12 protein-coding genes and 1 pseudogene are annotated in these 13,823 nt (G+C 70.3%); 6 read left to right on the forward strand and 7 right to left on the reverse strand.

What is annotated here, in order from left to right; all coding sequences use genetic code 11:
* Nucleotides 1–1,429 precede the first annotated feature (1,429 nt).
* The 3 genes from IF30_RS48370 to IF30_RS0138530 all read left to right on the forward strand — a co-directional run bounded on the left by IF30_RS48370 (nucleotide 1,430) and on the right by IF30_RS0138530 (nucleotide 4,180).
* Nucleotides 1,430–2,182 carry a hypothetical protein gene (locus IF30_RS48370; protein WP_030247436.1) on the forward strand — a complete coding sequence of 251 codons (753 nt, stop codon included), beginning with the start codon at nucleotides 1,430–1,432 and terminating at the stop codon, nucleotides 2,180–2,182.
* A gap of 326 nt (nucleotides 2,183–2,508) precedes the next feature.
* Complete coding sequence (locus IF30_RS47310; RefSeq protein WP_158835875.1) at nucleotides 2,509–3,120, forward strand: hypothetical protein; 612 nt, start codon at nucleotides 2,509–2,511, stop codon at nucleotides 3,118–3,120.
* Nucleotides 3,121–3,895: 775 nt separating this feature from the next.
* Nucleotides 3,896–4,180, forward strand: coding sequence for a hypothetical protein (locus IF30_RS0138530; protein ID WP_030247438.1), 285 nt, complete (start codon nucleotides 3,896–3,898; stop codon nucleotides 4,178–4,180).
* 954 nt (nucleotides 4,181–5,134) lie between these two features.
* Here IF30_RS0138530 and IF30_RS42660 read toward each other — a convergent pair.
* The gene (locus tag IF30_RS42660) at nucleotides 5,135–6,166 is read right to left on the reverse strand and encodes a hypothetical protein (RefSeq protein ID WP_234323003.1); all 1,032 of its coding nucleotides are present in this window, start codon (nucleotides 6,164–6,166) and stop codon (nucleotides 5,135–5,137) included.
* Nucleotides 6,167–6,529: 363 nt separating this feature from the next.
* Here IF30_RS42660 and IF30_RS0138540 point away from each other — a divergent pair, with 363 nt between their 5' ends.
* Nucleotides 6,530–7,051, forward strand: coding sequence for a hypothetical protein (locus tag IF30_RS0138540; protein WP_030247440.1), 522 nt, complete (start codon nucleotides 6,530–6,532; stop codon nucleotides 7,049–7,051).
* A gap of 62 nt (nucleotides 7,052–7,113) precedes the next feature.
* Here the strand turns inward: IF30_RS0138540 and IF30_RS0138545 are convergent.
* Nucleotides 7,114–7,284 (reverse strand): annotated as a pseudogene (locus IF30_RS0138545) (IS5/IS1182 family transposase); the annotation flags it as partial.
* Nucleotides 7,285–7,559: 275 nt separating this feature from the next.
* On the opposite strand from IF30_RS0138545, the gene IF30_RS50470 reads away from it, so the two are divergent.
* Nucleotides 7,560–7,688: a hypothetical protein gene (locus tag IF30_RS50470; protein WP_267884588.1), complete on the forward strand. Its 129-nt coding sequence runs from the start codon at nucleotides 7,560–7,562 to the stop codon at nucleotides 7,686–7,688.
* A 93-nt stretch (nucleotides 7,689–7,781) separates the two neighbouring features.
* On the opposite strand, the gene IF30_RS50705 is transcribed toward IF30_RS50470, so the two are convergent.
* The 4 genes from IF30_RS50705 to IF30_RS47325 form a co-directional block, all read right to left on the reverse strand.
* The gene (locus IF30_RS50705; protein ID WP_158835878.1) at nucleotides 7,782–9,242 is read right to left on the reverse strand and encodes a transglycosylase family protein; all 1,461 of its coding nucleotides are present in this window, start codon (nucleotides 9,240–9,242) and stop codon (nucleotides 7,782–7,784) included.
* A 158-nt stretch (nucleotides 9,243–9,400) separates the two neighbouring features.
* Nucleotides 9,401–11,077, reverse strand: a complete 1,677-nt coding sequence (locus IF30_RS0138560; RefSeq protein WP_030247446.1) for a CHAP domain-containing protein — start codon at nucleotides 11,075–11,077, stop codon at nucleotides 9,401–9,403.
* A 256-nt stretch (nucleotides 11,078–11,333) separates the two neighbouring features.
* Nucleotides 11,334–11,675 carry a hypothetical protein gene (locus IF30_RS47320; RefSeq protein WP_030247448.1) on the reverse strand — a complete coding sequence of 114 codons (342 nt, stop codon included), beginning with the start codon at nucleotides 11,673–11,675 and terminating at the stop codon, nucleotides 11,334–11,336.
* Nucleotides 11,676–11,682: 7 nt separating this feature from the next.
* The gene (locus tag IF30_RS47325; RefSeq protein WP_030247449.1) at nucleotides 11,683–11,937 is read right to left on the reverse strand and encodes a hypothetical protein; all 255 of its coding nucleotides are present in this window, start codon (nucleotides 11,935–11,937) and stop codon (nucleotides 11,683–11,685) included.
* A gap of 401 nt (nucleotides 11,938–12,338) precedes the next feature.
* Between IF30_RS47325 and IF30_RS0138575 the strand changes: the two genes are divergently transcribed.
* Nucleotides 12,339–13,310, forward strand: a complete 972-nt coding sequence (locus IF30_RS0138575) for a helix-turn-helix transcriptional regulator (RefSeq protein WP_030247451.1) — start codon at nucleotides 12,339–12,341, stop codon at nucleotides 13,308–13,310.
* 286 nt (nucleotides 13,311–13,596) lie between these two features.
* Here the strand turns inward: IF30_RS0138575 and IF30_RS0138580 are convergent.
* A partial coding sequence (locus IF30_RS0138580; protein ID WP_030247453.1) for a transposase occupies nucleotides 13,597–13,823 on the reverse strand: 227 nt, incomplete at its 5' end.

Below are 13,823 nucleotides of genomic sequence, written 5' to 3' on the forward strand. Positions count from 1 at the left end.
TGGGTGGGTGGTTGGGGGAATTCGCCGGTGGCGAATTCGCGGGATTGCGCGGGTGGTTGGGGGCGGGGCTTGGGCGTCGCTGCGCTCCGCCGATCTCTGGGTATTGTCCCGGGCCTACGGCCCGTCAACCGATCGGCATTTCCGCTTAGTTTGGCTGGCTTTTTTCACGGCCCTACGGGCCGTATTTCGGAAATCTTTCCCGGGCTGCGTCCGGGGGTTCGCGTTGACGATGTGACGCGAAATTCGGGTAGTGGCCCCCTTGCCCCGTTCGGGCGGGGGGCGGCCCCGGGCCTGCCGCCCCGGCGTTGACGATGTGTCGCGGACTTCCGGTATCAGTCACAACCCCACCCCCAGGGGCCCTCCCCCGGTCCCGACCGACGGCCGGTCCCGCCTTGCGGTTGCTGGCCTGTCCGCCCATCCGCTGCCCTCGGAGCGGGGCCTGCGGCCCTCGGCAGGCACCTCGGGGCCGCCGGTCCGGGCTCGGGCCTCCCCGGCCCCTGTGGCGGGCCCTCACGACCGCCCCGGACGTCGGCCCCTGACGGGCCCTCGACAGGGGAACCCGACCGGGCATCCGAAGCGTTTCCAGTGGTGCTTAAGGGGTGCCGTAAAGATCTATCCTACCGGTCCGCGAACGAGCGCCGGCCGCGAACACAAAAACCTCGCGGCACCCGCCCGTCACGGCTCTGTCCGACGACACTCACGGCGAGAATACGAATTCCCTTCCGCTGCCTTTCAGGCCGCAATCCTAAAGTCCCGCGAGGAGCAAGCGGGAAGGAAGCCAATTCAGGCAGGCCGGAAAGGGGCCTACGGCCCTCGCCACCGACACCACGGCCGACATTCCAAGCCCCCCAGGAAATCCCGCACGGCGCCACGGACGCAATTCCCGCAGCAGCACCACCAAACCGAACACCGAGCCAGGACGACGGCCTGGACCGCGGCCAGGGCGCAGCAGCGGCGGGCGGCGGGCAGGACGGGGCCCGGAGAGGGCCGGGCAGCCCAGGGACGGGGAGCCAGAATTCGGCCACCAGGGCCTCCAAGGCCTCGGGCCTGGACGGCGGCCAAGCCGGGCGCAGCGGGACGGCCTGGCGGCCGACCAGGACGTCGACAGGACGTCGACCAGGGCGCGGCGGGGTGGGTAGGGCTGGGATGGTGGGTGGGGCAGGGGCTGACGAGTCGTCCTCCAGGCCCTTGTTCCCCGGACGCCGGTTAGGCCGTAGCCGCCCCCGCGCAGACCGGGAGGTCTGCCGTTCCGTCTCCAGTGCAGGACACTCCGGTACCCGCCCCACCCACACACCCACCCTAAAAGCCCCCACCGACACGACACCCGGTCCTGCCGCAGGGCACACTCCCGGCTGCCAGGTTCGGTGTGCACTTCCCGTTGAGCGCTGGCGCCAGCTCCGCCCTGGGCAGCCGTCGATAGGCTGCCGGCATGACAGGAGTACTGCAGTTCGGCGCGCTGCTGGCGCAGCTGATGAGCCATCGGGCGCTCGACTGCGCTTCGCTCGCGGCATCGGCGGGCATCGCCCCGGCACAGGTGCAGGCCGTACTCGACGGGCAGGCGCCAACCGAACGGCTTCTCAGAGGCCTGGGACCGGTACTCGGCCTGCACGCCGCCGACCTGTTCGTTCTCGCCGGACAGTCGGTGCCCGACGACCTGACACCGATCACCCGCAACCCGAACTGGTCGATCGACACCGTCGTCTACAACACGATGGTCATGCCCGCCGAGAACCGGCGACCGCTGCTGGCCGCGATCCGGGCGCAGCCCCTGGTGCGGCGCGAGGGGCGGGGCGGGGTCGACCGGCCGTACCACCGGTACGAGCCGGGCTTCGGCGCGGTGCTCCTGGAACTCGCCCACAGCCGGAACCTCACCTGGACGGGCACGGCCAAGGCCCTGTACGCGGTCACCGACGGACGGATCTACCTGTCTGCGTCGACCATCGGCGGGATCGGCCGCAGCACCGTCGAAGCAACCCCCGAGCTGGTCGCCGGCTTCGCCGGCGTGCTCGGCATCCCCGCCCCCGACCTCGCAGCGCTCGGCGGCATCCACATGCCCGACGACCTGCCACCCCTCCACTCCCGGGCAGCGGACGTGGCTGCCATCGTCTGGGAAGCCCGGCGCCTGACCACCACCCAGCTCCAGGAGATCGAACTCACCTCCCGCCACCTCGCCGGCCGCTGACTTACCTCCCCCGCCAGGCCCCCCACCCCAACCGAAACCAACAGGCGAACGGACCCGACCAAACAACGGCGGGGCGCAGCGGGTGGCCACTCCGAACGGCAGGTACGGCAAGCAGACCGGCGGGCGCGGGGCGGGGGCGTCGCGCGCAGCTGGCAGGGCCGGGCGTGGGCTGGCGCGCGGGGAGGGTCGGGTGCGGGCCACCTGATAAGGCATAGGGCTGCAAGAGGGGTCTCGTTGTTGCCTAGTAGCATCCGGCCGTCCTCGGCCGTGTGGCCGTTCCAGGGGCGGACAGCGGGAGAAGTCGGGTGTCGGATTCGATGTGGTCGGTGCTGGCGGAGAGCGCGCGGGATCAGTGGGAGGCCACGCCGCTGGTCGGGGTGGGTCCGCTGCAGTTCGGTATGACGCGTGGGCAGGTCACCGCCGCGTTGGGACGCGGGCCCGCGATGAGCAGTGGTGACAGCGCGGCCTACCCCCCGTCCGACCCACGGGCGTGGGGCAACATGCTCGTGGCCTACTTCCGCGCCGCCACGGCGGATGACGTTCCGCCGGACCTGCCGGGACGCTCGCTCACGGGGGGAATCGACGACGGCTACGAGTACCAGCCGGGGCACAGGCTTGGTGGCGTGCTCGCCGCGGTAGCCGTCGACGCCCGGTTCGGCCCACAGGTCCGCTGGGAGGGCCTGGCCCTGACCGGACGCGTGCCGTCGGCGACCGACGACGCGGTGTACGCCAAGCTCCGAGACCGCGGCATGGGCGAGCAGATCCGCTTCTCCCAGGAAGGCACCTACAGCTACGGGGAAATCGGTCTCCTGCTGCGCGTCCAGCGCGCCGGCGACATCCTGCTCACCCGGCCGGTCTTCGCCGCCCCGGCCTGGGTCGAACGCCTGGGTGATACCTCGGAAGGCCCGCTTCCCGACCAGGAATGGCACAGCCACTGACCCCCGCACCACCCGTAGCGTAAGCGGGACGACGAACGGCAGTCAGGACAACGGCGCAGCGAGGCGGGGACGGGGGCAGCAGCGCAAAGACGCCCGGACGGCCGCCCCGGCCCGCACGCCGCACGGCGGCGCAGCATCGGCCAGGCACAGCCGGCCCGGTACAACGGCGCAGCGAGGCGGGCACGGGCACCGGTGGGGACGGCGGGCCCGGCCTGGACGAAACCGAACGCCAACCGCCGTCACCACCCCCACCCCACAAATCCGAACCGAATTCTGTCCACCACCCGGGGGCCAATCCGCCAAAACAATCCAGCGGAATTATCGGCGGAATTCACACCTGAAACCAGCCCACAACACCGAGCCCACCTTCGAGCGGGCCGACCCGACCCCCGACCCCAGCCCTCCAGCACGCACAGTCACCAAACCCCGGACAGCACCAACCCCGCCGGAGCCTCCAACAGGTCCAACCAAAGGTCCAGACAACCCGCCATGAGAGCCCGAAAGGCCACCACCAACACCAACAGGTCGCACCTACGCGGACCGACCGGCCTCGGCCCCGAGGCGGGAGCAGGACGTTGACCGGGACGGCGGGACTCAGGCCGCAGTGTCACGGCTTATCGGCCCGTATTCTTCGTAGGGTGACATGTGCGATTGGTGCGGTCGGGCCCTGCCGGGCGGGCGGGGCCGCCGCTACTGCCCGCGGCCCCGAACCTGCCGACAGGCCGCCTACCGGGCCCGTCGACGCGTCGAGGCCGCGGTTCCCGCCCGGGTCGCCTTGTCTCAGATCAACCAGGAACTCCAGGCCCATGCCTACGCCCTGGACGAGTTGATCGCCGCCGGGACGGGTGCGCGGCGGGTGGTGCCGGGCATCCACTGCACAGCGGCGGCCGACTTCCAGCACCTCGTGGGCGAGCTTGTGCGGTGCGCGGTGGTCGCCGACCGCGAGGCGGGCACCACCTGGGCCGTGATCGGCGAGGCACTCGGGCTCAGCGCCGACGCCGCGCGCGCCCGCTACGGCAAGGTTCGCCTCCTGTGGCCACCACCCCCACAACCCACCTGAACAACCCGCACAACCCGCCCGCCCCACCCCGAACCCACGAGCGGCCGGCACCAGCCGGACGCGAAGAAGAACAGCCCAGCGCAGCGCCCGACCACACCGACCCAGCCCCCAGCCCAACCCACCCACCACAGCCACCAGCAGGGGCCCAGGAAGGTAAGTCGGCATGGTGAGAACCCCGCCATCCGCCCCCTGACCAGGGCGAACACACCTAGCAGCAGGACCGGGGCCGAACACCGAACCGAACCATGAACCGAACCGTCAACCGCACGCCCTACCGGCCGACGAGCCGCACCCCCGGCCGAACAGCCGGCGCGTCGTCGGCACGGCGGTGCCTCGGCCCCGGCCGACAGAGCGGGGCCGCCCGGCGGGGGCAGGTCCCAGGGCTTGGGACGTCCACCAGGGCGGCGACATCGCCCGTGAGCGTTCCGCACGTCGGACACGCTCCCTGCGCGGCCGACAGCCCCCGGACGCAAGTACCCCCCTGGGTTGCCCTACGAGTTGCCGTACAAGTGGCCCTACGAGTAGCCGTACAAGTTGCTCTACAAGTGGCCCTACGAGTTGCCTCGGACAGCGCCCGGCCGAGGCCTCGGGCAAGGGGGCTGACCTGCGTGGTCAAGGGGTGCCCACCGTCGCCGGGCAGCACCGACAACTTCCCTGTGGACCCTCGGCGGCGATTCCAGGGAGACGACCACGCCGAAGCCCGGAAGGGCGGCAACCATCGGCTGCCGGTCAGACCAGGCCGCCCGCAGGGCCCGCCCGCAGGCGCCGCAGGCCACCCGACCCGACAGCACACCACCCCACCACCAGAAGAACAGGGGCGCGCAGGAAGGGTTGTCAGAATTTCCGGCCACCTTGGCTGGCCCGCTGAGCTGCACAGGTACCCCCTCGCCCTCCGAGAGAACCGCCGCGACTGCTCATGGATCGCCAGTGGGAAGCGGACATTCCGGTACCCGGCTACTTGGGCGTGTCCGTTGCCGTGGCGCTGGCACAGACGGGGCGGGTGCGGGCGGCGTAGGAGCGGGCGGCCACGATGAGACCGATACCCAGACCGCCGAATGCCAGGCCGCCGAACTCGACAAACCAGGTGATCCCCGAGCTGGTGGTGAACGGCTCGGACGGCTTGATCTTGGGCAGCACACCGGCAGCCATGAACGGGGCCATGATGATGAGGGCGGCTCCGTACATCGCCAGGGGGATCCCGGTCAGCCAGGCCGGGATCAGCGGCAGCAGGCGCGGAACCCGTCGTCCGGACAGGAACAGCGTCCAGCGAGGGAACACCTGCCCCCACACGTACAGCAGCCCCAGCAGCAGGAAGATCCCGACCATCGCGGCCAGCACGGTCACATCGATCCCCGCCGACGCGGTTGCCTTCGCCGGCTCCGATGCGCCGACGGCCGACGTCCTCTGCCAGTCATCGCCCGCGACGCCGAGCGCGTTGCCGCCCAGCGTCCAGATGGTCTTGGCTCCCGCCCACGGCAGGAGTCCGCCCATGAGAACGTACACCGCGACGCGGGTCCGCCTCGGGGCCCGGGAGGCGGCCGGGTGGACGAGCGGGCCGTCGGCTGCACCGGGGTGGGGCCGTCCGCATCGCGGGCAGTCTCCGCGCAGCCGTCGACGGTACGACAGGCCGACGAGGAACAGGAAGGCCGTGCCGACCGTGTTGAGCAGCACCTGGGCCAACCCGGTAGTGCTCTCGATCCCCGAGAGGGTCGCAATGGTCACGAAATAGATCGGCAGCCCGTTCATTCCCACGACGAACACCGGGAGCGCCACGATCAGCGCCGTCGACACAGCGACCCGGCCGGGCTTGGCGAGAGTTCGGGTGCTGGCCAGGCAGGCGCCGCCGGCCAGGAGCGCGAGGGCCGCCAGGAAGAGTTGACTCCCGGGGGCGTACGAGGAGTTTTCCTTCCATTGCACGGTGGAGCCTGTCGCCGCCCAGGTGACCTCGACAGCCGCATAGAACACAGCCCACGCTGCGGCGACCATGGGTGCCCACACGGGCCACCGCCACCATGTCCGCCCCGGGCTCGCGGTCGGAGGCTTAGAGACGCCGCCTATCGCCGAATTCGCAGGAACAACCACCGTGACCCCCGTATGTTCGGATTCTGACGCTCAGGGTTCCGCGTCACGCCCGCTGATCACATCCGCCCTTCGGATCAACCGGCGTCCCCCGCGCGGGGGAGGCCGAATTGATCCGAAGGGCGCCATTAAAGCCCTTCGCGAGTACCGGGCTTCCCCTGCCAGGGGGAGGCGGTTCGTCCCTGCGGCGGAGGCCAGGGCGAAGGGTCGGCTGAGAGGTTGAAGGGATCAGGGACAGCCCGACTCCTCACCCGACAGCAAGGACTGACCATGCGGAAGCTCACCGCCGCCATCGCGGCCGTGGCGTTGGCGGCCGGCCCCGCCTCGGCCGCCCCCGGACCGGCCGACCACGTCGCCCTGCGCAGTTGGACCCTGCTCAGCGACCACGGCCCTGGCCCCACGCCGGGAGAACGGCTCACCGCAAGGGTCGACGCCTGGACCGTTGCAGGCCATGCCCGCGGGCACGCGGTGGTGCAGCACGTGTTCGAGCAGAGCGGCACAGTCCGGGCCGAGTTCGACGTCGACTGCCTGACCGTGGACAAGACGGGCGCCATCACCGTGACCGGCCCCATCTCACAAATCGTGGCCACTCCAGTCGGCGGCGAGCCGTACGTCCTCGGCCCGGGCGAGCACCCGGAGGCCGGCCTCACGTTCTACGCGACCGACGAGCAGCACCAGCGCCGGGTCGGCTGGGACAGGACCGACCCACAGAGGCACTCCGAGGTTTTCAGGTGCGGCGCGCTTCCGGCCAGTCTCTGGGTCGTAGACGGCGGGACCGTCCTGCACCGCTGAGGACGCCCGCCTGGCGCCGGGCAAGAGCGGTCAGAGGACGTCCTGCTCGTTTGCGGAATAGTTCATGGTTTGTGCAAGGTTGTGGTGGTTTCGTCGGTTGCTCGCCTGGCGACGCTGGAGATCATCGCGAGGCGGATCATGCTCTCGGAGTGCTCGGGGTTGGTCTCGTAGTCGCGAGCGAGTCGCCGGTGCATCATGATCCAGCCGAAGCTGCGCTGGACCACCCACTTCCTGGGTCGGCCGTACAGGCGCCCGAGGCACCCCTCGGACATGACGGATTGGGACACCCTTAGAGCTCCCGAGCCGATTGCCGGAACGTCTTTCCTGCGGCGTCAGAGAGACTGGGGGCCTGCACTACCGGCCCCGCAAGGTCCACGCGGACAAAGTCTACGACAGCCCTGGCCTGCGCAAATGGCTCCGCCGAGAGCGCATTCTGCCTCGGATCGCCCGCAAGGGCATTGAGTCCAGCCAGACCCTCGGCCGTCACCGATGGGTCATCGGGCTCACCATGGCCTGGCTCACCGGCTACCGCCGGATCGCCCGCTGCTACGAACGCAACCACCTGCTCTACCTGGTCTTCTGCGACCTCGTCGCCGTCATCACATGCCACAAACGACTGACGAAACTGACCACGTAGGACAAGGTCTGAGAGTCAGAACGCTTACATGCCCGCCGCTGCCCCGGGGCCGGTCGGGCCCCAAGGCAGCGGCGGGCTTGTTCCCGCTCGTGGTCAGCTGGTCTGGAACTTCCAGGTGCCGAGGGTGGCCCAGTTGCTCCAGGTGCTGCCGTTGGCGTTGTAGCTGTGGGAGATCAGGCCGTCGGTGCCGATGGCGAAGACGTCGGCGGCATTCGAGCCGGACTCGTAGACCGCGGCGGGGGCGCCGGCGAACTTGTACGTGCCCATGGTGCTCCAGCTCTGCCAGGTGCCGGCGTTGAGGTTGTAGGTGTGGTTCAGCACGCCGTCGGTGCCGATGCCGAAGAGTTCGATCGCGTTCGTCGAGGCGTTGTACACGGCCGCCGGGCTGCTGGCGAACTTCCAGGTGTCGAGGGTGCTCCAGCCGCTCCACTGGCCGCCGTTGAACAGGTAGTCGTGGGAGATGACACCGTCCTGGCCGGTGGCGAAGACCTCGGTCACCTTGTTGGTCGGGTTGTAGACGACGGCCGGGGTGCCGGCGAACTTGAAGGAGGCGTCCAGCGCGGACCAGGGCGTCCAGGCGCCGCCGTTGGTGCTGTAGCTGTGGGACAGCGTCCCGTCCGTGCCGATGCCGAAGACCTCGGCGGTCCTGGTGTCCGGGTTGTAGACGGCGGTGGGGGTGCCGGCGTACTTCCAGGTGCCCATCGAGGTCCAGCTCTGCCAGGTGCCGGCGTTGAGGTTGTAGGTGTGGTTCAGCACGCCGTCGGTGCCGATGCCGAACAGTTCGATCGCGTTCGTCGAGGCGTTGTACACGGCCGCCGGGCTGCCGGCGAACTTGTAGCTGGTGTCGAGGGTGCTCCAGCCGCTCCACTGGCCGCTGTTGAACAGGTAGTTGTGCGAGATGACACCGTCCTGGCCGGTGGCGAAGACCTCGGTCACCTTGTTGGTCGGGTTGTAGACGACGGCCGGCTTCCCGGTGAAGTGGAAGGAGGCGTCCAGCGCGGACCAGCCGGTCCAGGCGCCGCCGTTGGTGCTGTAGGCGTGCGAGAGGACGCCGTCCGTCCCGATGGCGAACACCTCGGCGGTGCCGGTGTCCTGGTTGTAGAGCACGGAGGCCGCCACCGAGGAGGGCGCGGGGGCCGGGGCGGGGGCGGGGGTCGGAGCCGGGTCCGGGTAGGGGCTGGCGTGGTCGTAGGCCAGGCCGGCGCCTGCGCCGCAGCTTCCCCAGGCGCCCGCGCCCTGCGAGGCCAGGATGTTCTCGGCGACCAGGATCTGCTGCTGCTTGGTGGCCTGGTGCGGGTAGGCCGCGTAGGCGGTGCCGCCGTTCGCCTGCCAGGTGGAGAGCTTGATCTGCAGGCCGCCGTAGTAGGTGTTGCCCGTGTTGATCGACCAGTTGCCGGTGCTCTCGCACTGGGCCACCTTGTCCCAGGTCGTGACCGAGGCGGCGTTCGCCTGCCCGGTGCCCAGGGAGGCGGCGGCCATGGTCAGGCCGAGTACGCCGGTGGTGGCGGCACCCATCCGGCGGATTCCGGTGGTGCGGGATGAAGCGCGGGTCATCTGCGGGTCCTTGGAGAAGTCGGGGAGGTCGGATGGACAGCCGTGGCGGGCGGGGCCCGGGGGGCGGGGCGCCCAGAAGACCCCACCACCCCTGGACCAGCACCCCCGCCGGGGGGGCGGGGCGGGGGGGCCGGGGCCGCCACGGTGGTGATCCGGGATCAGTGGGTGTTGAACTTCCAGGTGCCCACGGCGTACCAGCTGCTGAAGGGGCTGCCGTTGCTGGTGTAGGAGTGGCCGATCGTGCCGTCCTGGCCGATGGCGAAGACCTCGGCGGCGTTGCTGTTCGGCTCGTTCAGGGCCACCGGCGCACCGGCGAACTTCCAGTTGCCGACCGCCTCCCAGCCCGACCAGGAGTTGCCCAGGAAGTACTTGTGGTTGACGACGCCATCAGTGCCGGTACCGAACAGCTCGACGGCCTTGGTGGTGGAGTTGTAGACCGCCGTCGGGACCCCTGCGAACTTGTAGCCGGAGTCGAGGGTGCTCCAGCCGCTCCACTGGCCGCCGCTGGTGCTGTACGCGTGGGACATGACGCCGTCGGCGGCGCCGATCGCGAACACCTCGGCCGTCTTGTTGCTCGGGTTGTAAACGACGGCCGGAGCGCCGGTGAAGCGGTAGCTGGTGTCCAGCGTGAAGAAGTCGCTCCACTGGGCGCCGTTGGTGCTGTAGCTGTGGGACAGCACGCCGTCGGTGCCGATCGCGAACACCTCGGCGGTGTTCAGGTCGGGCTCGTAGACGGCGGTCGGGGAGCCGATGAAGGTCCAGTTGCCCATGGTGTTCCAGGCCGACCAGGCACCGCCCGCGTAGTACTTGTGGTTGAGCTTGCCGTCGGTGCCGATCGCGAACAGCTCCACCGCGTTGACCGACGGGTTGTAGACGGCGGACGGCGAGCCGGTGAAGTGGTAGCCCGGGTCCATGGTGCTCCACGAGCTCCACTGGCCGCTGTTGGTGCTGTAGGCGTGGGACAGCACACCGTCGGTGCCGATGGCGAAGACCTCGGTGGTCTTGGTGGCCGGGTTGTAGACCGCGGTGGGCTTACCGGTGAAGTGGAACGACGGGTCGATCGTGTACCAGTCACTCCACTGGCCGCCGTTGGTGCTGTACGCGTGCGAGAGCACGCCGTCGGTGCCGATGGCGAAGATCTCGGCGGTGCCGTTGTCCGGGTTGTAGACAGCGCCCGGCGCGACGCCCGTCACCTGCGGGCCGACCGGGTCGGTCACGGGCGGCGGCGTGGTGCTCCCGCCGACGGGGCTGGCGTAGCCGCGGATACTGACGTTGTAGCCCCCGCTCTGCCAGACGACCGTTCCGACCCCGCCCGACGCGGTGTTGGTGCTGACCTTGCCCGGGTAGCCGCCCTGGTTACCCCCGGTCCAGCTGATGGTGCCGTTGGAGTTGACGGCGGTGACGATCGCCACGTGGTCGTAGTCCGTGCCGCTGAAGGAGCCCGGGTGGAAGAAGACGGCGTCGCCCACGTGCGGGGTGCCGGACAGCCCGCCGTCGTACTTCTCCGCGTAGGTCTGGAAGCTGTTGGCGAGGTCGTTCAGGATGCCCATGTTCTTGACGCCGTTCTGCGCCCAGACCCAGCCGGCGAAGTCCGCGCACCAGGCGTGCGTCCTGGAGCCGCCGGAGCAGCTTGAGCTCTGGTCCGTGCCGGGGGCGTAGTAGCCGGCTCCGCCGTTGCCGCAGGCGCTGCTGCCGACCTGGCCCAGGGCCGTCGCGGCGATCGAGTCGCCGAGCGAGGCAGCGTGGGCACCGGGAACGGCCAGGATGCTCAGGCCTGAGGCGGCCAAGGTGAGGGCGGCGGCGGACGAGGCAAGACGGGTGCGGACGAGGGACATGGAATCTCCAAATCGGTAAGGACGTAAGCAAGTCGGACCGCTGAGGGCGCACCTGACCGACATGCGGTCGGGGCGGCGGCGGGCAGCGGGAAGTTCAGGCACCGACGGTCCTGCGGACTGGTCGGTCGTCATCCGGCGGGCAGTGATCGCCCCGGCCGGATGGAAAGTGTTCGATTCGGCGGACGCCGTCGCGGACCCTGCAGCACGGCGGCGCGAGGGCGGAAGCCTCACCCGGCGGGTACGGCCGGCGCGGCGGTCACCGGGCGGTGCAGTCCGTGGCCTCGGGTGGTTCCGGGGGCAGGTAGCACCGCATCAGCATCGGCGAGGTGCGGTGGCTGCGGGCGATCAGGCCGTGCGCGCGGCAGACGGCATCGACCGGGTCAGGCCGCCCCGAAGCGTCGGACGAGTCGCGGCTGAGCAGGTAGAGCAGGAAGTCGATCCGGTCGTCGGCGGGCTGTGCGCTGGCATGCTGGAGTCCGTCCGCGGGCTCGGCGTGCGCCCAGAGGGCATCCACGGCCTCGGCCGCCTCGGCCGCTCCGATCGCCTCGGCCGCCGAACCGGGCCGCCGGCGTTTCAGGCTGGCGTAGACGATGTCCATCCCGTGCTCAGCCGCCCCAACCCAGGCTGGCCTGGGTGACCCCGCCCCAGCCGAGGCTGTCGGTGGACGCGAGCGCGGCGGTGGTGGAGGTGGTGGGGGCGCTTCCCCAGCCGAGGCTGTCGGAGCCGGCGGAGGTAGTGGTGACGGGCGTGGCGGGAGCGGCTTCGGCGCCGGCGGCCGCCGAGACGGCCGGGGCGATCAAGAGGGCGGTGAGCGAGACGGCGGCGACCGCGGCGGCCTGGGCGAGACGAGTGCGGATCATGACGGAGCCCTTCTGACGTTGACGGGAGAGGTGTGCCGATCCGTTGGGCGTCCCGCGGTTGACGCTCCGATCGGCTGCCGTCCGGGCCGGTCCCTGTTGGGCCTCCCTGGCGGCGATCACTACTTTCGCCGCTCGCCGACACCGCCGGAAGGCCTTCCCGCTGTCGCCAATCGGCCTGACGGGATCCGGACGTAATGTCGAGTGCATGACAATCGTGCGCGTCTTGCATGGCGTATGGGCGCGCCTCATGTGGCGCGAGATACACAACCATCTCCCGGCTCAAACCCCCCATACCGGCACGAGAGCCCCAATTATGATCTTGAACAAGACGTCACGTGCCTGTTTGGATGCGATCGGCCGTTCGACCGGACGATGGCCGACGTTTCCGGGGGGAATGAGAAGTGTTGGACGTACTGGGCCTGACTGCCGGGGCCACCGCCGTGTACCAGGTGATGCTCGACCACCCCGCGTACGGCGTAGGCGAGATCGCCGCCGACTGCGGCATGAGCCCCGGCGAGGTGCACGAACACCTCGACGAGCTGAGCCGCCTCACCCTCGTCCGGGCCTCGGCCGAGCGCCCCGGCGAGATGCGCGCGGTCAGCCCCGACATCGGCCTGGCCGACATGCTCGCCGCCCAGGAGGCGGAACTCGCCGCCCGCCAAGCGGCCCTGGCCGCATCACGGGCCGCCGTCACCCGCATGGTCGCCGACCGGGCCGAGCACCGCACGGCCCACGGCGAGCGCCTGCTCGGCCTGGACGCCATCCACGCCCGCCTGGAGCGGATGGGCCGCAGCGCCACCGCCGAGGTCCTCGCCAGCCAGCCCGGCGACCAGCGGCCCGAGGACCTCGCCGCCAGCCGGCCCGCCGACGCCGAGGTGTTCGCCCGCGGCATCACGATGCGCACGCTCTACCAGGACTCCACCCGCAACCAGCCCCACGTGGAAACGTACGCCCACTGGCTGCTCAGCCACGGCGGCGAGGTCCGCACCGCCCCCTCGATCCCGCCCCGCATGGTGGTGGTCGACCGCACCCAGGCACTCGTCCCGATCGATCCTGCGGACAACCGCAAGGGCGCCCTCCACGTGACCGAGCCAGGCATCCTGGCAGCCCTGCTCGACCTCTTCGAACAGTCCTGGAACACCGCCGTCCCACTCGGCGCCACCCGCCCCGAGGACCCACGCACCGGCCTCAGCGCCACCGAACGCGAACTACTACGCCTTCTGGGCTCAGGACTGACCGACGACGCCGCCGGCCAGCGCCTCGGCATCTCCTCCCGCACCGTCGGGCGCCACATGTCCTCCATCATGGAACGCCTGGGCGCAAGCAGCCGCTTCGAGGCCGGAATCAAGGCCGCCCACCGCGGCTGGCTCTAAACCTCCCCAAAGCGAAGGGCGAAGCACACGCCATCCCTCGTCCGCCAATCCACCCACCATCGATCGGCCGGCACCAGCCGGACGCGAAGAACAACAGCCCAGCGCAGCGCCCGACCACCGACCCGATGCCCCAGCCCAATTCACCCACCACAACCAGCAGCCGGGGCCCAGGAAGGTAAGCCGCCATGGTGGACGTCTGCGTGGCCGGGGCGTCGGCAGGAAGAGCGGGTGTGTAGTTGTGGCAGAGGAAGTGCCGCCGAGATTGGTCATGGTGGGCTAAAAGGTCCTAACAGAGACGTTGGACGTGGCGGTGAGTGATCAAGCAGGTGGCGAGGCCGAGGAAGGCTTCGTGAATGTCGTCGCGTCGTTCCCAGCGGATGCGAAGGCGGCGGAAGCCGTGGAGCCAGGCGATCATGCGCTCGACGACCCAGCGGTGGACGCCGAGGCCTGATCCGTGGGGAACACCGCGGCGGGCGATCACCGGCTTGACGCCCTGCTTCGACACGAGCCGTC

It is taken from the genome of Streptomyces sp. NRRL S-350, assembly GCF_000719705.1.
Lineage (GTDB): Bacteria > Actinomycetota > Actinomycetes > Streptomycetales > Streptomycetaceae > Kitasatospora.